16 protein-coding genes are annotated in these 21,076 nt (G+C 54.1%); 10 read left to right on the forward strand and 6 right to left on the reverse strand.

All coding sequences use genetic code 11. The annotated features are described in order from the left end of the window. The first annotated feature begins 2 nt into the window (after nt 1-2). Together rpsO and pnp are read left to right on the forward strand one after the other, a co-directional pair. Entirely contained in the window at nt 3-272 is a 270-nt protein-coding gene (rpsO, locus tag BS29_RS06810) for a 30S ribosomal protein S15 (RefSeq protein ID WP_108812664.1), read from the forward strand. 265 nt (nt 273-537) lie between these two features. Then, the gene (gene pnp, locus BS29_RS06815) at nt 538-2,814 is read left to right on the forward strand and encodes a polyribonucleotide nucleotidyltransferase (RefSeq protein ID WP_229956453.1); all 2,277 of its coding nucleotides are present in this window, start codon (nt 538-540) and stop codon (nt 2,812-2,814) included. 50 nt (nt 2,815-2,864) lie between these two features. Here pnp and BS29_RS06820 read toward each other — a convergent pair whose 3' ends face one another. Both BS29_RS06820 and BS29_RS06825 read right to left on the reverse strand, forming a co-directional pair. Continuing rightward, nucleotides 2,865-4,319, reverse strand: coding sequence for an MFS transporter (locus tag BS29_RS06820; RefSeq protein ID WP_229956454.1), 1,455 nt, complete (start codon nt 4,317-4,319; stop codon nt 2,865-2,867). Further along, nucleotides 4,316-6,055 (reverse strand): FAD-dependent oxidoreductase, encoded by a 1,740-nt coding sequence (locus tag BS29_RS06825; RefSeq protein WP_229956455.1) that lies wholly within the window; start codon nt 6,053-6,055, stop codon nt 4,316-4,318. Before BS29_RS06825 ends, BS29_RS06820 begins: the two co-directional genes overlap by 4 nt. 127 nt (nt 6,056-6,182) lie before the next feature. Between BS29_RS06825 and BS29_RS06830 the strand changes: the two genes are divergently transcribed. From BS29_RS06830 to BS29_RS06855, 6 genes are all read left to right on the forward strand, one after another. Next, a complete protein-coding gene (locus BS29_RS06830) occupies nt 6,183-6,956 on the forward strand; it encodes an outer membrane protein assembly factor BamD (RefSeq protein ID WP_229956807.1) in 774 nt (257 codons plus the stop codon). A 72-nt stretch (nt 6,957-7,028) separates the two neighbouring features. Further along, entirely contained in the window at nt 7,029-8,693 is a 1,665-nt protein-coding gene (gene recN / locus BS29_RS06835) for a DNA repair protein RecN (RefSeq protein WP_229956456.1), read from the forward strand. A 38-nt stretch (nt 8,694-8,731) separates the two neighbouring features. Continuing rightward, a complete protein-coding gene (gene ligA, locus BS29_RS06840) occupies nt 8,732-10,792 on the forward strand; it encodes an NAD-dependent DNA ligase LigA (RefSeq protein WP_229956808.1) in 2,061 nt (686 codons plus the stop codon). 23 nt (nt 10,793-10,815) lie between these two features. Continuing rightward, on the forward strand, nt 10,816-11,976 hold the full coding sequence (locus BS29_RS06845; RefSeq protein ID WP_229956457.1) for a sterol desaturase family protein: 1,161 nt from the start codon (nt 10,816-10,818) through the stop codon (nt 11,974-11,976). Nucleotides 11,977-11,983: 7 nt separating this feature from the next. Further along, nucleotides 11,984-13,102, forward strand: coding sequence for a helix-turn-helix domain-containing protein (locus BS29_RS06850; protein ID WP_229956458.1), 1,119 nt, complete (start codon nt 11,984-11,986; stop codon nt 13,100-13,102). Between the two features lie 132 nt (nt 13,103-13,234). After that, nucleotides 13,235-14,743 carry a S41 family peptidase gene (locus BS29_RS06855; RefSeq protein ID WP_229956459.1) on the forward strand — a complete coding sequence of 503 codons (1,509 nt, stop codon included), beginning with the start codon at nt 13,235-13,237 and terminating at the stop codon, nt 14,741-14,743. Nucleotides 14,744-14,890: 147 nt separating this feature from the next. Here BS29_RS06855 and BS29_RS06860 read toward each other — a convergent pair whose 3' ends face one another. After that, nucleotides 14,891-15,751 carry a sterol desaturase family protein gene (locus tag BS29_RS06860; RefSeq protein ID WP_229956460.1) on the reverse strand — a complete coding sequence of 287 codons (861 nt, stop codon included), beginning with the start codon at nt 15,749-15,751 and terminating at the stop codon, nt 14,891-14,893. Between the two features lie 81 nt (nt 15,752-15,832). Between BS29_RS06860 and BS29_RS06865 the strand changes: the two genes are divergently transcribed. Then, nucleotides 15,833-16,510, forward strand: a complete 678-nt coding sequence (locus BS29_RS06865) for a Crp/Fnr family transcriptional regulator (RefSeq protein WP_229956461.1) — start codon at nt 15,833-15,835, stop codon at nt 16,508-16,510. Here BS29_RS06865 and BS29_RS06870 read toward each other — a convergent pair. Then, the gene (locus tag BS29_RS06870) at nt 16,507-17,139 is read right to left on the reverse strand and encodes a TIGR02117 family protein (RefSeq protein WP_229956462.1); all 633 of its coding nucleotides are present in this window, start codon (nt 17,137-17,139) and stop codon (nt 16,507-16,509) included. The genes BS29_RS06865 and BS29_RS06870 overlap by 4 nt on opposite strands. Nucleotides 17,140-17,228: 89 nt before the next feature. On the opposite strand from BS29_RS06870, the gene phhA reads away from it, so the two are divergent. Continuing rightward, nucleotides 17,229-18,125 carry a phenylalanine 4-monooxygenase gene (phhA, locus tag BS29_RS06875; protein WP_229956463.1) on the forward strand — a complete coding sequence of 299 codons (897 nt, stop codon included), beginning with the start codon at nt 17,229-17,231 and terminating at the stop codon, nt 18,123-18,125. Nucleotides 18,126-18,129: 4 nt separating this feature from the next. Here phhA and BS29_RS06880 read toward each other — a convergent pair whose 3' ends face one another. Beyond that, nucleotides 18,130-19,113 (reverse strand): 50S ribosomal protein L11 methyltransferase, encoded by a 984-nt coding sequence (locus BS29_RS06880; RefSeq protein WP_229956464.1) that lies wholly within the window; start codon nt 19,111-19,113, stop codon nt 18,130-18,132. 27 nt (nt 19,114-19,140) lie between these two features. Then, nucleotides 19,141-21,015: an ABC-F family ATP-binding cassette domain-containing protein gene (locus BS29_RS06885; protein WP_229956465.1), complete on the reverse strand. Its 1,875-nt coding sequence runs from the start codon at nt 21,013-21,015 to the stop codon at nt 19,141-19,143. Between the last annotated feature and the right edge of the window lie 61 nt (nt 21,016-21,076).

Here is a 21,076-nt window from a genome sequence, read left to right on the forward strand (position 1 = left end):
TTATGACGATTACCGCAGAAAAAAAGCAGGAACTGATTGAAAAATTCGCCCAGACAAAAGGCGATACCGGTTCCCCGGAAGTACAGGTTGCAGTCCTTACCGAGCGTATTGTGAACCTGACCGAGCATTTCAAAGGCCACCACAAGGACAACCACTCCCGTCGTGGTTTGCTGATGATGGTGAACAAGCGTCGCAGCTTGCTGGACTATCTCCGCAAGAAAGATGCGGCCCGCTATTCCAAGTTGATTAAAGACCTTGGTCTCCGGAAATAAGAGTTTTGGAAGCGGCCTCCTTGCGGGGCCGTTTTCGCATTGTGCACCTGCGCAGGCAGGTGCCCATCTCCCGCCATTTCAAATAGATGATGACATAGGAGATGGACCCCTGCCTACGCAGGGGTACGGAAGCACCGAATTTCACAATAAGGTGAGTTTGGTGACAATTGGGGCACAAATGACCCCGAACCGCTGTTCAGCCGGATTGCTGGACAAATGAAAGCCCCCGCACTGCATAGGGCAGGCGGGACAAAGGAAAATACGAATGTTTGATGTAAAGAAAGTTGAAATGGAGTGGGGCGGACAGACCCTCACCCTCGAAACGGGCCGTATTGCCCGTCAGGCCGATGGCGCGGTACTCGCGACCCTCGGCGAAACGGTTGTACTGTGCGCAGTTACCGCCGCTAAATCGGTACGCGAAGGACAGGATTTCTTCCCGCTGACCGTACACTATCAGGAAAAATTCTCAGCCGCTGGTCGTATCCCAGGCGGTTTCTTCAAGCGCGAAGGCCGTGCGACGGAAAAAGAAACGCTGACATCGCGTTTGATTGACCGTCCTTGCCGCCCGCTATTCCCCGAAGGTTTCTACAATGAAATCAACGTCATCTGTCAGGTTCTGAGCTATGATGGCGAAAATGAGCCCGATATTCTCGCAATGGTTGCTGCCTCTGCAGCTTTGACCATTTCCGGTGTGCCATTCATGGGACCCATCGGCGCTGCGCGCGTTGGTTTCAAGGACGGCGAATATCAGCTTAACCCCACACTGGCTTCCATCGACGAAGATGGCGAGCTGGATCTGGTTGTTGCTGCAACACCCGGCGCGGTGATGATGGTTGAATCCGAAGCTAAAGAGCTGACCGAGGACCAAATGCTTGGCGCGGTGATGTTTGCCCATGACGCTTGTAAGGATGTTGCAAACCTGATCATCGATCTGGCTGAGCAAGCTGCCAAAGCGCCTTGGGAACTCGAACCTTTGGAAAACAAGGACGACGTCAAAGCGAAGCTGAAAGACCATATCGGTGACGATCTGGCTGCCGCTTACAAGCTGACGGACAAGCAGGCGCGCCAGGATGCTATCAACGCCGCCCGCGAAAAAGCGCGTGAGCTGTTTGAAGGTGAAGACGATCCGTCCGAATATCTCGGAGCGCTCAAGCTGGTCAAAAAGCTGGAGTCCGAAATTGTGCGCGGATCGATCCTGAAAGACGGTACGCGGATCGATGGCCGCAAGGTCGACGAAGTGCGTCCGATTGAAGCTATGGTTGGCCTGTTACCAAGGACCCATGGTTCGTCGCTGTTTACCCGCGGGGAGACGCAGGCAATCGTGACCACGACCCTGGGCACGAAAGATGCCGAGCAGATGATCGATGGTCTCGAAGGGCTAAGCTACAGCAACTTCATGCTGCACTATAACTTCCCGCCATATTCGGTTGGTGAAGTGGGTCGTTTTGGTTTTACCAGCCGCCGCGAAACCGGTCATGGTAAGCTCGCATTCCGCGCGCTGCGTCCGGTATTGCCGACGCTCGAAGAATTTCCATACACGATCCGGGTTCTCTCCGACATTACCGAGTCCAATGGTTCGTCTTCCATGGCAACCGTTTGTGGTGGTTCGCTAGCGATGATGGATGCAGGCGTGCCTTTGGCGCGTCCGGTTTCCGGTATTGCGATGGGTCTGATCCTCGAAGGCGAAGATTTCGCTGTTCTCTCCGACATTCTCGGCGACGAAGATCATCTCGGCGACATGGACTTCAAGGTGGCCGGTACCGAAAAAGGCATCACCTCCTTGCAGATGGACATCAAGGTAGCCGGCATCACGCAGGAAATCATGAAGTCTGCTCTGGAGCAAGCCAGTGGCGGCCGTGCGCACATCCTTGGTGAAATGAGCAAGGCGCTGTCATCGGTTCGTACCGAAATGTCAGAGCACGCACCACGCATCGAAACGCTGCAGATCAACAAAGAGAAGATCCGCGACGTTATCGGAACCGGTGGTAAAGTGATCCGCGAAATCGTTGCCGAAACCGGCGCGAAAGTCGATATTGACGATGAAGGCCTGATCAAGGTTTCTTCCTCTGACAAGTCTCAGATCGAAGCGGCTCTGAAATGGATCGAAGGCATTGTGGAAGAAGCCGAAGTTGGCAAAATCTACGATGGTAAAGTCGTCAACCTTGTCGACTTTGGTGCTTTCGTGAACTTCATGGGTGGCAAAGACGGTCTCGTCCACGTTTCTGAAATCAAGAACGAGCGTGTCGAGAAAGTCTCTGACGAACTGAGCGAAGGTCAGGAAGTCAAGGTCAAGGTTCTCGAAATTGACCAGCGCGGCAAGGTTCGCCTGTCGATGCGGGTTGTTGATCAGGAAACCGGTGAAGAGCTGGAAGACACCCGTCCTCCTCGCGAAAGCAAACCTCGCGGCCCACGCCGTGATGGCGGCGGTGGCCGTGGTCGCGGACGTGATGGCGGCGGCGGACGCGGTCGTGGCCGGAACAATGACGGTCCAAAGGATGAGGGCGGCGATATTCCATTGCCAAGCTCAATCACCGAAGACTAGGTCCTCTCAAAGATCGAATGAAAAGGGCTCTGCGAAAGCGGGGCCCTTTTTTATGAGGCGGGCTGCTTTTTGGGTGTCGTTTTCAGGCGGATTAGAAACCAAGCCGCAATGGCACTGACCAGTGCCAATAGCGCGCCAACCCATGCCGCACTGGCAAAGCCAGCCACTAAAGCGCCATTGCCGCTATCATCACCGACCAATACGAAACCCAGCAGCGCCGTCGCGATCAATCCGGCGGACCGGGATATCGCATTGTTGATCCCCGAAGCCGTGCCGCCATGCCGGTCATCGACACTCGCCATGACCGCGGTCGTCAGGGGTGCGACACTGGCCGTCATGCCCAAAGCGATGATCATCAGCGCCGGCAATATATCACGCCAATAGTTGATTTCCGTGCCGCTCAGCAGGCTGAAATAGAAGAAACCGGCAGCGACTATCGCTGGGCCGATCGTCAATATTGTCCGCACACCAAAGCGGTCACTCAGGCCACCGGCATAGCGCGAAAGCAGCGCCATGGTCAGCGGAAAAGGGAGGATCGCAAATCCGGTCTCCGTCGCCGTATAGCCACCTGCATTGATTAGCATGAAAGGCAATAATACCAGCAAACCGCCGAGCGCGGCGTACAGGAATAGTGTCAGCATCGAAATGCCAGCGAAACTGGCGGTGTTGAACAAATGCAGGGGGACCATCGCCTTGTCATTCTTGCGCTTTTCAACCAGCAGAAACAAAATTATGGCGGATATAGCCAGACCACCGGAAAGCCACTTGGCACCATCCGGCGTGGTGCCATCGGGAAGCACCGTTAGTGTCCAGACCAGCAGTCCCAGCCCGATGGTGACAAGAACAGCTCCGGTCCAGTCTAAGGGATAGCCATCCGTTTCCCGGTCGCGATTCTCCGTAATCGCTCGCTGACCGATCACCAAGGCAATGATGGCCAGCGGAATGATGATCGCGAAGGCCCAGCGCCAGTTTGCCAAATCAATGGCCCAACCGCCGATGACTGGCGCAATGGCGCCCGCAAAAGCGCCCATTCCAGCCCATGTGCCGATGGCTTTCCCGCGTTCGCTCTCACTAAAACTGGTCGAGATGATGGCCAGACTATTCGGGGCGAGCAGGGCTGCTCCTATGCCCTGAATCGCGCGCATGGCGAGCAACAGGTCGAGATTGGGTGCGAAAGCACAAGCCAGAGTGGCTAGGGTGAACAAGATAAGGCCGGTCTGGAACATCAATTTACGGCCATATTTGTCGCCGAGCGCTCCGCCGAGGAGAATCAGCGCTCCAACGGGCAAAAGATAGCTGTTGATGATCCACTGAGCGCCCTGCGCATCGGTAGCAAATTCCGCCTGCATGGACGGCAGGGCGACATTGACAATCGAGCCCATAACAAAGGCGAGGCTTGAGCCGGCAATGGTTGCAACCAGAACACCGGTTTTGTGCGTGCAATCCTGTTCCGCCGCCTGAAAGCCCAGACTTTCATCGCAGGGAGCGGGAAGCGCGGTTGTCACGCCATTTCAGTTTGGGCTTCGGCCCGCTGCATTTCGGCCTCTTTCTGATCGGACAGATATTTGTGCACAGCCTGAATAACCACAGAGCCTTCGCCGACGCCCGATGCGACCCGCTTGACCGAACCGGATCGCACATCGCCGACGGCAACAACACCGGCGCGACTGGTCATATAGGGGCTGTCAGTTGGTTCGCCTTTACAGTCACTACCTGTGCGTATGAAGCCGCAGCCATCCAATTGTAGGCAGTCGCCAATCCAACCGGTATTGGGAACCGCGCCGATCATGACGAAGACATTGCGGATATCCCTGTCCTCAATACCTTCCGGTCCTTTCCAGCGCAGGGATTCCAGATGGTTTTCACCGATCAGTTCCGTGATCGCCGTTCCGAACCGTATCGTGACTTTCGGTGAGGCTTCGAGACGATCGATAAGATAGCTCGACATGCTGGCGGCCAGACTGTTGCTGCGGATCAGCAGGTGCACATGTTTTGCGGTCTGGGAGAGGAACATGGCTGCTTGTCCAGCACTGTTTCCACCACCGATAACCGCGACTTCCTCATTCTGGCATAGCTTCGCTTCCATGGGTGTAGCGGCGTAGTGAATGCCCTGGCCTTCAAACTTCTCATCATTTTCGAGATTCAGCTTGCGGTAACTGGCGCCTGTCGCAATGACCAGGGCCCGTGCGCAGATGGCCTCATCGCCTTCCAGAATGATCTTGTTATAGTCTCCGTCGCAATCGAGCCCTGTCGCATTTCGTGAAATGGCCAGCTTTGCACCGAATTTCTGCGCCTGTATCTGGGCGCGTCCAGCCAGAGCCTGACCGGAAATCCCGGTGGGAAAGCCCAGATAATTCTCAATTTTAGAGCTTGTCCCGGCCTGGCCGCCCGGCGCGAGCTTTTCGACGATGATGGTTTCCAGCCCTTCAGAAGCGCCATAAACTGCGGCAGCCAGACCGGATGGGCCCGCGCCGATCACTGCCAAATCATAAAGATGGTCCGGACGCAGTTCCTCGGTCAGACCCAGAGCATCAGCAAGCTCCTTGTCCGTAGGTGCCTTTACCAGCTGCCCATCCGGCAAAATGACAACGGGCAGATCACCGCGATCTATGCTGAACCCTTCCATCGCACTGGCGCTATCCTCATCTTCATCAATATCCAGCATCCGATGCGGATACCCGTTCCGGGTCAGGAACCGGTCAATCTGGAGCGTCAGGGCATCCTGTTTACGGCCGATTACCGTGACACCGCCCTGTATATGCTGGATCAACCCCACGCGGCGCAGAATGAACGCCCGCATGATGATTTCCCCAATATCCGGTTCTGCCACAACCATCCGGCGAAAATCGGCGCGCTTGAAGCGAAGAACCTCTGTCACGCCGGACGCGCGTCCGCTGACCAGGATTTCGCGATCGTTGAACAGATCAAGCTCACCGGTAAACTGGTTTTTGCGATGAACGGTAAAGACATTGGCATTGCCCTGATCATCTGTATCGAAAATCTCGACTGCACCCGATAATATGATGAAAAAATCGACGCTTCTTTGTCCCCTCTCAAACAGCAATGCACCGTCTTTCACCGTTTCCTTTGCACAGAAGGATTGAATGCGGTCGAGATGGCTCTCTTTCAGAGTCGGGAAAGTTTGTTCTTCGCGTTGATAGGGATCCGCTCCATCGACGGTAGGAACACCGCTGTTATTTTGAGAGGGAGGGGATGGCGGGCTTTTTGGGGGCGTGGTCATGATTTTATTCTGACTGTTCATCGTGCAGATATCAAGGGGCGGTTATGCCGCTCCTCAATAGACTGTGCCGATAATTAGGCTATTGGCGGGCAGGGGATTAGTGGTTAAGGGAAGTGTTATGAAAAACATGATCATCAAATCGGCTCTGTTGGGCCTCTCGGTTACCACACTCTCGGCTTGTGCAGCATTTGGCGGCGGCGGCAATGCTGGTGCAGATACGCGCTATGTCGCACGCGACGTGAACACGCTTTACAACGCTGCAAAAGACCGGCTCGACCGCGGGCAATATAAGCTTGCGGCTGCCTTATTTGATGAGGTTGAGCGTCAACATCCCTATTCCCCATGGGCCCGCCGTGCACAGCAAATGAGCGCGTTTAGCTATTATGTCGCCGGTGACTATAACAAGGCCATCGAATCATCGCAGCGTTTCCTGTCGATTCATCCCGGTAACAAAGACGCGCCTTATGCCTATTATCTGATCGCGCTTAGCTATTACGAGCAGATCAGCGATGTGACGCGGGATCAGAAAATTACCGAGCAAGCATTGGCAACCCTGGGTGAAGTGGCGCGCCGCTACCCGAATACGCGCTATGCTGCAGATGCTCTGTTGAAGATGGATCTGGTCAATGACCATCTAGCAGGCAAGGAAATGGAGATTGGCCGTTTTTACCAGCGTCGCGGTAAATGGCTGGCAGCAACAATCCGTTTTCGCACCGTGATCGACAAATATGAGACCACAACCCACTCGCCAGAGGCTTTGATGCGGTTGACGGAATCCTATTTGGCGCTCGGCATTCCTGCAGAAGCCAAGAAAAGTGCCGCCGTTCTGGGGGCAAACTATCCCGGTTCGAAATGGTATGAGCGGGCCTATGATCTGGTCAACAAACATGGTGCAACCTGATTCCATGTAAATTGCCGCGGTCCATGGCCATGGGGCGTTGCAGCTAAGATAAACGTGATTTAAGAGAGGGCTGTGCTGCAGTCCTTATCCATTCGTGACATTGTTCTTATTGAGGCGCTGGACCTGGAATTCGGGTCGGGCCTATCGGTGCTGACGGGCGAAACCGGCGCCGGTAAATCGATCCTGCTGGATTCGCTAGGCCTCGCGCTTGGCAACCGGGCGGATAGCGGTTTGGTCCGGCAAGGGACGCAAAAGGCACAGGTAACGGCGAGTTTTGACGCCCCCGCAGCAGATAGCAAGCTGGCTTTGTACCTCCAAGACAATGATATTGACGTCGAACCTGGCGAGCCTCTGATCATAAAGCGGTCGGTCAAGGCCGATGGCGGCAGTCGGGCTTTTGTGAATGATCAACCCTGTTCTGCGACCTTGCTTCGGGAATTGGGCAGCAGGCTCATCGAAATTCACGGGCAGCATGACGATCGTGGGCTCATCAATCCCAAGGGGCATCGCGCTTTGCTCGATACCTATGCCAGTGCGGACGGCGCGAAGGTGAGACAGGCTTTTGAGGGCTGGCAGGCAGCGAAAGCGGCGCTGGAGAAGGCGTTGAGTGATCAGGAGACAGCCGAACAGGATCGTGAATATCTGGAGCATAGCGTCACGGAGCTCTCCAAATTCGCGCCGCAGCCGGGGGAAGAGCAGGAGCTGGCTCTCGAACGCGCGACGATGATGAAGGGCGAGAAGCTGACCGGTGACCTTGAGGCGATCCGGGCGGCCTTTGATGGATCGAACGGTGGTCTGGCATCTCTCAGAGCCGCGGCGCGGCGGCTGGACCGGATTTCTGAAGATCATCCGTTGCTGGCGGAAGCGCTGCAGGCGATTGATCGTGCGGTGATCGAAGCGAGCGAGGCGGAAGAAAAGCTGAATGACGCGGCCCACGCGCTTACTTTTGATCCGCAGCGGCTTGACGATATGGAAACGCGGCTCTTTGATCTGCGTGCCCTGGCGCGCAAGCATCGGGTCGAGGGCGATGCTTTGCCGCAGTTACTGATCGACCTGGAAACCCGGCTGGCTGCTATCAGCGACGGCGGGAAGTCGCTGGCTACGTTGGAAGCAAATGTGAAAGCCGCCCGGCAAGCTTATGTGGATGCGGCGGAGACGCTGCGGTTGAAACGGACCAAGGCGGCTAAATCGCTCGACAAGGCCGTGGCTGGTGAGCTGGTGCCGCTGAAACTGGATGCCGCGCGATTTGAAACCCTGCTCGAGCCGCTCGAAGAAGAGCGCTGGGGTGCCAATGGCATGGACCGGATTGAATTCCTGATATCGACCAATCCCGGCGCACCGCTGGCAGCGCTCGGCAAGATCGCATCTGGCGGCGAATTGTCGCGGTTCATTCTGGCCTTGAAGGTGGCTTTGGCCGAAGAGGGTGGCGCCAAGACTATCATCTTTGACGAAGTTGATCGTGGTGTTGGTGGTGCGGTGGCATCCGCCATTGGCGACCGGCTCTCCCGTCTGTCGGGCAGCGCGCAATTGCTGGTAGTGACCCACAGCCCGCAAGTGGCCTCCAAGGGCAACGCCCATATGCTGATCAACAAAAGTTCCAATGGCACGGTGTCGCGGACCGATGTCAACGCGTTGGATGATGAGGGGCGGCGGCAGGAAATTGCACGGATGCTGTCAGGCGCGGACGTGACCGACGAGGCGAGGGCGCAAGCGGATCGTTTGCTGGAGGGGGTCTAGTGAATAGTATTTCCGAAGCAGAAGCCGCCAATGAACTCATGCGTCTGGCGAAGGTCATCGCCAAGCATAACAAACTTTACCACGCCGAAGACACGCCGGAAATTTCCGATGCGGATTATGATGCGCTGGTGCGGCGCAATAACGAGCTGGAAGAGGCTTTCCCGCATCTGGTGCGCGAGGACAGTCCTAACAAGCTCGTTGGTGCGGCCGTGGCAGCATCACCGCTTTCCAAGGTGGCGCATGAACAGCGGATGATGAGCCTCGACAATGGCTTTTCGGATGAGGACATCGCCGAATGGCTGGCGCGGGTGCGGCGGTTTTTGAACCTGCCAGAGAGCGAACCGGTGGCGGTGACGGCGGAGGACAAGATTGATGGTCTGTCCTGCTCGCTACGTTACGAGAAAGGCAAACTGGTGCTGGCGGCAACACGCGGTGATGGCCAGATTGGCGAGGATGTGACCGCCAACGTGCGGATGATCGCCGATATTCCTCAGGCACTCGCGGGCGAAGCACCGGATGTCTTCGAAATTCGCGGTGAGGTCTATATGGCCAAGAGCGATTTTGATGGCCTTAACACGCGCCTGATGGATGAGGGCAAGGCCGATGCGGCGGCTAAGAATGTGGATTTCGATCCTGAGAAAATCCGGCAGTTTGCCAATCCGCGTAATGCTGCGGCAGGTTCGTTGCGGCAGAAGGATGCGAATATCATTGCCAAGCGCCCGCTAAAATTCTGGGCGCATGGCTGGGGTGTCGCGAGCGCCTTGCCTGGTGAAACCGCCTTTGACGTCATGGCGGCAATTGCAGAATGGGGCCTGCCGCTATCGCCGCTGGTCAAACGGTTTGAAACGCTGGACCAAATGCTCGATCACTACCGCCATATCGAAACCGAACGGGCCGATCTGCCTTATGATATTGATGGGGTCGTCTATAAGGTTGACCGGCTCGACTGGCAGCAGCGCCTGGGTTTTGTTGCCAAAGCGCCGCGCTGGGCGCTGGCACATAAATTTCCGGCGGAGCAAGCGCAGACGACACTTGAAAGCATCGATATTCAAGTCGGACGCACGGGGAAGCTTACCCCGGTAGGCCGCTTGAAACCGGTAACAGTCGGCGGCGTTGTGGTGTCCAATGTGACGCTGCATAATCGCGAAGAGATTGAGCGGCTCGGCGTCCGTCCCGGTGATCGCGTGCTGGTTCAGCGTGCTGGCGACGTGATACCGCAAGTCGCGGAAAATCTCACGCGCGATGAAGAGCTTGAACCTTATATGTTTCCGGACCATTGCCCCGAATGTAACAGCGAGGCGGTGGCGGAAGAGGGCGAAGTGGATGTCCGCTGCACCGGCGGTTTGATCTGCCCGGCACAGCGGTTTCAGCGACTGGTGCATTTCGTGTCCCGGGCAGCGCTGGATATTGATGGTTTGGGGGAGAAGAGCATCGCGGAATTTATCGACGCCGGGTTTGTCGAAAGTCCCGCTGATATTTTCCGGCTGCACCAGCATCGCGATGCCATATTGGCGCGTGACGGCTGGCAGGAAAAGTCTGTGGATAATCTGTTGGCTGCTGTGGAAAAGAAACGGTCCGCCGATGCGGCACGCCTGCTATTTGGTTTGGGTATCCGCCATATCGGCGCGGTGACGGCGCGCGACCTGATGAAAAATTTCACCACGCTACCAAAACTCGCCGAAATCGGGATGGCGGCGCGTGAGGACGAAGCGGTCCGTGAAGAGATAACCGCGATTGACGGCGTAGGACCGACGGTGGCACAGGCGCTGGCCGATTTCTTCCATGAGCCGCATAATCGTACCGTCTGGGAGGATTTGCTCGGCGAAGTGACACCGCCGGACTATATCGTGGAAACACGGGATAGCGCTGTGGCCGGGAAAACCGTTGTCTTTACGGGCAAGCTGGAAACTATGAGCCGAGATGAAGCCAAAGCGCAGGCCGAGGCTTTGGGCGCCAAGGCTTCGGGTTCCGTCAGCGCAAAGACTGACTTGCTTGTCGCCGGACCCGGTGCGGGATCAAAAATGAAAAAGGCCGCCGAACTCGGCATTGAAGTGATCGATGAAGCGGGATGGGCGGAAATTGTGAAGGCGGCCGGATAAACCGAAATTTGCGGGGACCATATATGGCGAAGAAACAGGGAATATTGAAGCAGCTCGCCAAGGATCTGGAGGCGCCGCCCGAAGTGCGCCGTTTCGGCAGCGGTTGGCTGGCCGGCTTTTTTGCGGTTGTAATGGCAATAGCAGGACTAGGCATGGTGGTCGCGCTCCGCTTTCCCGAATGGTTCGCCACGCCCGAGTTGCAGGCGGTGAAGGACTGGACCGGTTTTCGCGGAGCGGTTCACCTATTGCTACTGGGATCTTATGCGCTGGCGCTGCTGAGCCTGCTGCTCCGCCCGCGCAAGTCTCTCGGCTTTTTTGCTCTTGCTATTGGCATAACCGCTGCGTTTCTCGGCGGCGCCAATGTGCAGCCGGAGGATACCAGAAGCTGGGGGATTTTCTTTGGTCTCGATTTCTTCATCGTCAACATGGTGGCCACTGGCCTGATGTTTGCGCCGCTGGAGCGGATATTGCCGCACAAACGATCGCAGCGTCTGTTCCGTATCGAATGGCGAGAGGATCTGTTCTACTATCTGATCAGTTCGATGATGGTGCAGGCCTTGACCTTTCTGGCGCTGGCCCCGTCTAATGTCGTGGTTGCCAATACCAATAGCTGGGATGCATTCCGGGCGATGGTTGCCTCTATCCCTTGGATCTTGCAGTTCCTGATCGTCTTGGTGCTGACCGATCTGGTGCAATATTTCTTTCACCGGACCTTCCACCGATGGCCGTTTCTTTGGGGCTTTCACGCGGTGCACCATTCGGCCAAGTCGATGGATTGGCTCGCGGGTGCGCGGATGCATTTTATCGAGATCATATTACTGCGCGGCATCACCTCGCTGCCAATGATGACATTGGGCTTCAGCCCGTCGGTGCTTCAGGCTTACATCGCTTTCGTGTACATATACTCGTCTCTGCTGCACGCGAACATCAAGGGTGATTTCAACTGGCTGGGCCACTGGATCGCAACCCCGCGTTTTCATCATTGGCATCACGGATTGGAGCGGGAAGCATTTGATGTGAACTTTGCGATCCACTTTCCCTGGATCGACAAGCTTTTTGGAACTTTCTATCTGCCGCCATCCAAATGGCCGCAAAATTATGGAATTCCGGAAGATGTGCCGAAGGGCTATTTGAAGCAGTTCGCTTATCCCTTGACCCGCAAGAAACCTGACTATCAGGACTAGTCGGTAAATGGGGGACCCGGCAAATATCGATATCGGGTGGCGCAGTGCGCTGATGCTTGCGGCGGCCCTGCCGGTTTATGCCAGTATGATATTCTTGCTGGTTCGCAATGTGGAACGGCGGGCAAGTCTGTTTCTCGCGGCGACACTGTTCGCCATAGCCTTCACGCTCACACCGCAGATTATTGGCTATGCGGGCTTTTATGACGTCTGGCCGGGGCTTACCTTCTTCCCGTTCAACACGAAACTTTGGATCGCGCCGCTATTTTATCTCCATGCCTATTGCCTCATGCATGGCGGGCCGCTGGGCTGGCGGAAATATTTGCTGCTGCCGGGATTAATCCAGACGGTGTATTATATTTGGGCGTTTACCGCTCTGGGCGATTACAAAACCAAATGGGCCTATAACGCGGCGTTTCATGAACCCTATGTGGTGCGATTTGAGACTTTTCTGGCGATCATGTTGACTATCTTGACGGCAATTGCCGTCGTTCGCTTGATGAGGCGCTATCGCACCTATTTGCAGACCACCCAGTCGGCGGCATCCGATTTTGATCCGCGTTGGATTTCACGATTGTTCATTGTCGCGTCTGTTGCGATTTTCCTGTGGATGTTGATCGAAATTGTCGATGTGGCCATCGTCCCGCTAAGCTATAACCAGGAATATCCCTTTCAGTTGACGATCATGCTGATCGTCGCCGGGGCTGGGCTGGACGCGCTATCCTCGATACGCGAGCCCTTTCCGAAGATCAGCAATGCGCTGGGTGCGTTTTCCAGAGAATCGGAACAGCGGGATTGGGCAGCGGAAGGAAACGCCCTGGAACGGAAAGTGCGGCAGGAACAATGGTATCTCGAACCGCGATTGAATATCCGCGATGTTGCATCACGTCAGGCGAGCAATGAAAGCTATATTTCGCGTTCCTTGAATCAAGGCCTTGGTTTGACCTTTAATGCATTTATCAATGGCCTGCGCGTTGATCATGCCAAGGATCTGCTCGGCAGGACGGATGAAAACCTGATCCAAGTGGCTTTCGCCTCCGGTTTTAACAGTAAGGCAAGTTTTAATAGGGTTTTCAAGGAAATGGCCGGTATGACTCCGACCGATTATCGTCGTAATCCAGCCAATTAAAACGTCTCAAAATCCGTATTTGGGGTCTCAATACAGTGATTGAGGCGCAGACCAAGTGATTTTCCAACATCTGTTTTTCATGCCCCGGCCAAATGTCCGGCGCTCTGAGAAAAATCACCGATGGAGACTAGAATGATCTATAGAAAAATGATTGCCACTGGCGCTTTCGCAACCGCTTTGGCTATGCCCAGCGCGGGCTGTGCGCAAAGTAACAACCAAGCGCCCGAACCGGACTATGATGCAGCCACGATGCTCACGCCCGCACAGGTTGCGAGCGATGTCGCACTGGCCGAACAAGCCTATGAGCGTATCCATCCTGGCTATACCCGTTACACGGATGCGGAGACATTGAAAGAAGCATGGGCAGCAATTGCAGCCAAGGCAGTAGCCCAAAAAGGGATGACCATTGGTGATTTCTATTTGGAGATTCAAAAGGCGCTGACCCTGATCCGCTGTGATCATACCAAGGCAGAGCTACCGAACCAGCTAGCGAAAGAGCGTAACATCACTCCGGTCTATCTGCCTCTGCGCTGGACGCTGATCGAAGATCGGGCAATTGTTACCGTGCCAGGCGAAACCGGGCTTCGTCGCGGCGATGAGATACTGGCTATCGATGGCCGTCCGATCGCCGAGATGATAGCAGAAGTGGCTCCGTTGATTCCCGTGGATGGGTTTACCGAATGGTCGAGGCGTTCTGGTATATCGGAATCGCTGGAGTTTCGAGGCGGAGCAGTCGATCACTTCGGCGCCTTATTGTGGGATATTGAATCGTCTGCAGCCATCACCGTGGTAGGCAGCGACGGTACAAAAAGAGACGTGACTGTCAAACGGGTCATCCACAAAAAATGGACAGCGCTGGGCAAGCTTGCCGTCGATGCACCCGCCGCCAACTTCAAAGATGCGGTGGGGTTTCAGCGACTGGGTTCGAAAAGTGCCTATCTCAAAGTGGATACGTTTGTGAACTATCGGGATCCGGTGAAACCTGGAGAGCTATTCGATCCCATATTTGATGCGCTTGAAGAGGAAGGCCGGGAAAATTTGATCCTCGATCTTCGAAAAAACGGTGGTGGATCAAGCGATGCCCAACAGGCCTTGACCTCCTATCTGTTCGACAAGCCAGTAAAACTGGCAACGGATGCGAGAGTGAAAACGCTCAATCATAAAGGTCTGGAGGACTATTTGTGGACTTGGGACAAACGAGCGATCAATCCTAACGCTTTGGGATTTCGCAAAAACGATGATGGAACTTATTCGCTACGCTCTTTCGTCGAGGATTTGGTTAAGCCAATAAAGCCCGCCAAAAATCGATTTACCGGTAAGTTGGTTGTCTTGACGAGTGACAGCAACAGTTCGGCCAGTGCATCACTTATTGCACTGTTGAAAGGAGAGGATCGGGCGATATTGGTCGGTCAACAAACCGGTGGAAGTCCGGACGGTGCTACGGGAGGATTACAGTTCACTCTGACGGTCCCTGAAAGCAAGGTACGCATGCGAATACCCATGATCCGCTACTATAATGATCTGAAAGGCTTTGATACGGGGCAGGGCATTAGACCTGATATCTCAGTGCCTTTGACCGTGGATGTTTTTCGTGCCGGTTATGACCCTGTGTTGGAAATAGCCAAAACGTTGATCAAATAAAAGGGGCGACTGACGATTTACCCCCGCACGTCAGCCGCCCTGGCCCCACCCGAACTGGTCGGTAGGTCCGTTAGCTGGGGAATAATCCGGGCGACTGGCGGAGTTTCCCCCAATCCGCCAGCCGCCCTGGTCCCCACCCCAAACTCGTTATCCGGTCGTCGTGGCAGTCTCCTTTGCTGCGAGTTCTTTCACGCCATAGCCTCCCGTTTTATTCTCTGGGAAGATCGGCCAAGCGAGTTGCTGGCCAAGCGTTGCTGGCGCCAAATTTTCGACGCCATAGCTATCGGGATAGCGGCGTGTGATTTTTGCTGTTCCGAACAAAACATCCCAAAAGAAAAGGAGGTTGCCGTAATTACCTTTATAGTTTGTCACACCGTCTTCGACATGGCGTCCGTGATGGGCATGGTGGGTCGCGGGTGTCGAGATGGTTCTCTCCACCAGCCACATCACGGGTGACAGCCATTTGATTTTGTAGAGCGGTGCATCCCATGCGACATCGCTATGTGCTCCCACAATCACTGCCATTTTGACGATGATGTATCCGACATAGACCCAGCCCAAGCCAAGATAGATTAGGATCCCTGAGCACCAAATGCTCGGCATCAACAGATAGTAAAAAATATTGTTCCGATAGACCAATCGGATGCTCATATATTTCGCATTGTGATGCGCCCGATGGAGATTATAGAGAAATGGAATCTGGTGTGACAGACGATGCATCCAATATTGTGTCATATCGTCAAAAATAAGAAACAAGCCAATCGCAGCGATAAGCGGAATGTTCGCTAACCCTCCAGCCCATTGTGGTGCCACTGCACCCATAAGAAATTGAGCAGAGATGATAATTAACGGTTGCGTGGCGACGAGTAATACTGCTGAACCGATAATCTCAACCATCGCGTCGTCAAAATTTTGCTCGGGTTTTGCAAATAATTTGGTGCGAAACAGTTCCAGCGCGCCAAAAAGGGCAAAAATGGCTGCAATCGCATAAACTTCTGGTCGCATCATTTGCCCTTTGGCGGAAACACTACTTGCGTTGGTTTCGTTTGTAACAGATAGCTGCTGTTCTAAATGCTAAGAGGTTTGCAATTGGGTGAATCGCGTCAAAAAATGAAATCGACCTTTGCAGCTGCCGGGTTTGTGTCCTTGCTGCCCGAAAATGTGCGAAGTCATTTGCTGGAACAGGGGCGTGTCCGTCGATATGAAAAAGGCGAATTGATTTTGCAGCGCGGCGACACCGCGCGAGAATTTTGGTTTATCGAAAGTGGTATTGTACAAATTGGTCGTTACTCGGTTGATGGGAAGCTGACTCTGTTCGCGTTGCTGGGACCAGGTGAAAGCTTTGGGGAGCAGGGTTTTCTAGGTGATTTCCCGCGCATGGTAGATGCAATTGCAGGGAACGACGTTAAGCTGATTGAGATCGGTGAGGCGGACTTAATGACGGCTATTGAATCTGATTCGGAAGTTGCACGTATCATGCTGAAAGCTATGGCCAATATGGTTCAGCAAGCCTTTGACGTCATTAATGCGGGACGAAATTTTTCAACTACTGAGCGTGTTGCACAAGCGTTGCTACAGCTGCGCGTCGAGGAAAATGGCGATGTCGCAGTACCGGTTACACAGCAGGAATTATCTGAATTAGTTGGTGTATCGCGCATTTCGCTGGGCAAAGCTCTGGAAAAGTTGGAAGCTGATGGCATCATAAAGCGCCGTTATGGAAGAATCATGGTGCGGGATTGGAGTGCGCTTCTGGGTTCAAGCGACTAGTTGTCTATCTCCGCTTCCAAAAACCATCGCATCACGCCTCCCTGAAAAGGGGTCCATATTCCCGTTCGGATCCCGGCCTGGCGGAGAACATCGCTTGTCCAGTTATTGCAGGTGTAGAAAGCATTGTAGTGGCCATGCGCTTGGTAAAACAAATCCCGTGAACCATAGCCGGGAGACGGAATGGGGCGCTGTCCCTGATCCAGAACGAACCGTGCCTTTATTGCATCGACGATCTTTCGATATTCAGCCTCGCTGACCTTAAAACTGCGGCGATAGTGGGGATAAGCCTGTGGGTAATTAAGGTGATAAATATGCAAAAGAACCTCATCGCTGCCAAATATCGCGCTGGCCGCGTCGCTGAATCGCAGGTCTTTCCAATGTTCCGTGTTGCGATAAACGCCGGCATGTCCCCATCCGACCAGCATATGGCTACCATATCCTGATGGGTCATCGAGATGTTCCGGTCGAACGAGATGGCTCCAATCATAGACATCGCTGCGGATCGGCATGATGATACCGGTATGCAGGCCATTGGTTTCTATGAACAATTCTATGCCGTCATCCGGGCTTTTCCAGAATTGATTGGCCGGCAATATACTACCGAACAGGGCGGCGATGAGATACAGCATGATTATGGCAATCAAGCTCCGAACAATTCTCTTGGGCCATTTCATTCGAGAAGTTGCCATTGAAACCTTTTCTGCTGTAGAGTGGACCTATGTTGACCGCCCCCGATCCAGAATCTCATGTCTATGACAAGCCGCCAGCGCACGCAAATGCTGACTGGACAATCGACCAGAACTGGTCTGCTTACAGCGCAGAGGAACATGCAACTTGGGACACGCTTTTTGCGCGTCAACGCGAGATGCTGCCGGGCCGTGCCGCACAGGCTTTTCTGGATGGGGTGGATATATTGCACCTTTCGAAGCCTGGTATACCAGACTTTGGCGAATTGAATCAGATATTGATGGATGCGACGGGTTGGCAAGTAGTGGCCGTACCGGGCCTTGTTCCAGACGATGTTTTTTTTGAACATCTCGCCAATCGGCGCTTTGTTTCGGGCAACTTTATCAGGCGACCGGATCAACTTGATTATCTGCAGGAACCTGACATTTTCCATGATGTTTTCGGTCATGTTCCGATGCTCGCTGATCAGCGTTTTGCCGATTATATGGAAGCCTATGGGCGAGGGGGACTACGGGCGCTCAAATTCGGAACATTGAAACAGCTTGCGCGACTCTATTGGTACACAGTTGAATTCGGATTGATTCAGGAACCGGAAGGTCTGCGTATTTACGGTGCCGGCATTGTTTCCAGCTTCGGTGAGAGTGTATTTGCTTTGGATAGCGACAGTCCCAATCGCATCATGTTTGATCTCGAGCGGGTGCTGCGTACCGAATATAGAATTGATGATTTTCAGCAGAATTATTTCGTAATTCCCAGTCTGGACGAATTGCTGCGGGTAACGGTCGAAACCGATTTCAAACCGGTCTATGAGAAAATCGCAGAAATGCCTGACATAGCTATTGCTGATATTGTGAAGGGAGACGTCGTTCTTACCCGTGGCACGCAGCAACATCCCAGTGCGCAGTCAGACAAAGCTATCATTATTTGATGGCTCAACATTCACCAAAATAGTCCGATGCAGGAGGTGATCGGCTGATCTTCAAGGACTTTGCTGGGCCAAATTCTTTGGCTTTGACCAGAGTCAGACAGGGCCATTCATTTTCCACACGGCGATGACGCAATCGAAATCCCTGCCGCATGTAGGCATGGACAACATCCCGTTGTTGGGTTTTTAACAGTCCAGCCAAAATCAAGACTGTATCAGGTGCTGCAGCCGCGGCGATTTGAGGCGCGAGCGCAATTAATGGGCCCGCTAATATATTGGCTATAATCAGATCAAAAGGCGCACGCCGACCAATGGCCGGATGATCAAGGCCATTGCTGGTTTCCAGTTTGATCGCGCGATAACCGTAGCCAACAGCAATATTGTTGGTAGCGGCATTGGCGGCGCTGACTTGCACTGCGACAGGGTCAATGTCGCTGGCCATGATCTGGGCTGTTGGCCAAAGATGGCGAGCTGCGAAAGCGAGCAAACCCGTTCCAGTGCCAACATCAATGATGTTATCAAATCCTTGGCCCAACCGTTTCAATCGATCGAGGCTCTCCAAACATCCCATCGTGGTTTCATGATGGCCCGTGCCAAAGGCTTGGCCAGCATCAATGCAGATGTTCACGACAGCTTTATCATCCAGTGGTGCACTATTCGACGTATGTACATAAAAGCGACCGGCACGCAGTGGCTCCAAACCCGCTTGGCTCATCGACACCCAATCTTGGTCTGCCAATTTCTCAACCATCGGATCTGTGTCAGATAGTTTTGCAGATGGAGATAGTTCGCAAATTTTATCAAGGAAGACAGGATCGGGTTCCTTGTCACAATAAGTTTCGATCACCCAATCATCCGGAGTCTTGGGATCGGCTTCCCTTGTGACGATAGTTGGCACGCTATCGGTTGAGCTGATGAAGAAACCATCCTCTGAAAGACTATCTGCCTCCTCTCGTGTGCAGGGAAGCGTGACTTTCCAAGTGTCAGTCATTTGACGAGGTTCCATTCAAAAAGGTTCCTAGGCATTGGCCAATTCCAATGCTTCATTGGCTTCTAACCATGCGGCTTCGTTCTTTTCCAGCTCGTCTTGCACTGAGGCTCGCAGCTTCATCAACTCGGTCATCGTCATATCGGAAAATTGCTGTTCTGCGCTAGCTGGGTCAAACATGGCCTGGTCAATGGCAGATAGTTTCTTGCCCAATGTTTCAATCTTCTTTTCAGCTATGCTGGCTGTTTTTCTCAGTTCTGATTGCTGCTTGCGACGTTCTGCCGCCATACGGCGTTCTGCTTTGCGATTACCAGAGTTGCTGCTGGCAGCCTGCTTGGGCTCCTGATTTCGGCCCAACACAAAATCCGTATAGTCATTCAACGAACCGGCAAATTCAGTTGCTTTACCGCCGTCTACCAATACCAGCCGATCGGCAGTCAGTTCGAGCATATGGCGATCATGACTGACCAAAACTACGGCGCCCTTATATTCATTGAGCGCATGGACCAACGCTTCCCGGGCATCCACATCCAGATGGTTTGTGGGCTCATCGAGGATCAGCAGATGTGGCGCATCGCGAGTGATAAGTGCGAGTGCCAACCGCGCTCGCTCTCCGCCGGATAGCTTGCCGACTTTCACAGTGGCCTTATCACCGGAAAAACCAAAGCGCCCCAACTGTGCCCGTACAGCGCCGGGCTTCGCATCTTTCATCAACCGCGTCATATGTTCGAGCGGCGTGTCAGTCGTATCTAGTTCTTCCACTTGATATTGGGTGAAGTAGCCAACGGTCAATTTGCCAGACTTGTTTATGTCGCCGCCCTTGGGCATCAATTGGCTAGCCAGCAATCGCGCCAGCGTGGTTTTGCCATTGCCATTTCGCCCGAGAAATGCCGTCCGGTCATCGGGATCGAGGCGCAGATTCAAGCCCGACAATACGATATTTTCTTCATATCCAACCGCAGCATTGTCGAGTGTGATCAACGGCGGTTTAAGCTCTGATGGACTAGGGAAATGAAAACTAAGCGACGGATCTTCTATCGCCGCCGCAATCGGCTCCATCCGGGAAAGCGCTTTGACCCGGCTTTGCGCTTGTTTGGCGCTATGGGCCTTGGCGCCCCAGCGGTCGACAAAGGCTTGCAGTTTTTCACGCTGCGCCAGTTGTTTTTCACGGGCAGCAGCCATTTGTGCCTGACGTTCGGCCCGCTGTTTCTCAAATGCGTCATATCCACCGGGGTAGAGCGTCGTTTTCCCGCTTTGCAGGTGAAGGATGTGATCGACGACATTGTTGAGCAAATCGCGTTCGTGGCTGATTATCAGAATTGTGGCCTGATAACTGGTCAAGAAATTTTCCAGCCATAAAGTTGCTTCTAGATCCAGGTGGTTTGACGGCTCATCAAGTAGCAGTAGCTCAGGCCGGGAGAATAGAAGCGCGGCAAGCGCAACACGCATTCGCCAGCCGCCGGAAAAGCTGTCCATCGGTTGTTTTTGCGCTTGTTCATCGAAACCCAAACCGATTAAGATTTTTGCCGCACGAGCGGGTGCGCTATGCGCCTCGATCATATTCAGGCGCTCATGGATCTCGGCAATTCTATGCGGATCGTCTGCCGTTTCCGCCTCTGCCAACAGGGCCGCACGTTCTGTGTCAGCCGACAGAACGGTATCAAGCGGTGTTTCCGATCCAGCCGGTGCCTCCTGGGCAATGTAGCCCATGCGAGCCCCTTTGGGCATATCTACGCTGCCATCATCTGGCTCCAGCAGCCCGGCAATCACTTTCATCAAGGTCGATTTGCCTGCACCATTGCGGCCAATCATCCCCACCCGCGCGCCGGGGGGCAGGGCGGCGGTTGCCCCGTCGAGGATTACTGCACCGCCGAGGCGCACCGTGATGTTGCTAAAATTAAGCATGGCCGCTCGTTAGCGGAGCTTTAGGGATTCGGCTAGTGAGAGCAAATCTAGCGGATTGAAA

It is taken from the genome of Parasphingorhabdus litoris DSM 22379, assembly GCF_020906275.1.
GTDB classification, from domain to species: domain Bacteria; phylum Pseudomonadota; class Alphaproteobacteria; order Sphingomonadales; family Sphingomonadaceae; genus Parasphingorhabdus; species Parasphingorhabdus litoris.

Excerpts from the sequence above, each read along its gene's own strand:
- rpsO (WP_108812664.1), top strand. The coding sequence starts at position 3 with ATGACGATTACCGCAGAAAAAAAGCAGGAACTGATTGAAAAATTCGCC.
- pnp (WP_229956453.1), top strand. The coding sequence starts at position 538 with ATGTTTGATGTAAAGAAAGTTGAAATGGAGTGGGGCGGACAGACCCTC.
- BS29_RS06825 (WP_229956455.1), bottom strand. The coding sequence starts at position 6,055 with ATGACCACGCCCCCAAAAAGCCCGCCATCCCCTCCCTCTCAAAATAAC.
- BS29_RS06830 (WP_229956807.1), top strand. The coding sequence starts at position 6,183 with ATGATCATCAAATCGGCTCTGTTGGGCCTCTCGGTTACCACACTCTCG.
- ligA (WP_229956808.1), top strand. The coding sequence starts at position 8,732 with ATGCGTCTGGCGAAGGTCATCGCCAAGCATAACAAACTTTACCACGCC.
- BS29_RS06845 (WP_229956457.1), top strand. The coding sequence starts at position 10,816 with ATGGCGAAGAAACAGGGAATATTGAAGCAGCTCGCCAAGGATCTGGAG.
- BS29_RS06850 (WP_229956458.1), top strand. The coding sequence starts at position 11,984 with ATGGGGGACCCGGCAAATATCGATATCGGGTGGCGCAGTGCGCTGATG.
- BS29_RS06855 (WP_229956459.1), top strand. The coding sequence starts at position 13,235 with ATGATCTATAGAAAAATGATTGCCACTGGCGCTTTCGCAACCGCTTTG.
- BS29_RS06860 (WP_229956460.1), bottom strand. The coding sequence starts at position 15,751 with ATGATGCGACCAGAAGTTTATGCGATTGCAGCCATTTTTGCCCTTTTT.
- BS29_RS06870 (WP_229956462.1), bottom strand. The coding sequence starts at position 17,139 with ATGCTGTATCTCATCGCCGCCCTGTTCGGTAGTATATTGCCGGCCAAT.
- phhA (WP_229956463.1), top strand. The coding sequence starts at position 17,229 with ATGTTGACCGCCCCCGATCCAGAATCTCATGTCTATGACAAGCCGCCA.
- BS29_RS06880 (WP_229956464.1), bottom strand. The coding sequence starts at position 19,113 with ATGACTGACACTTGGAAAGTCACGCTTCCCTGCACACGAGAGGAGGCA.
- BS29_RS06885 (WP_229956465.1), bottom strand. The coding sequence starts at position 21,015 with ATGCTTAATTTTAGCAACATCACGGTGCGCCTCGGCGGTGCAGTAATC.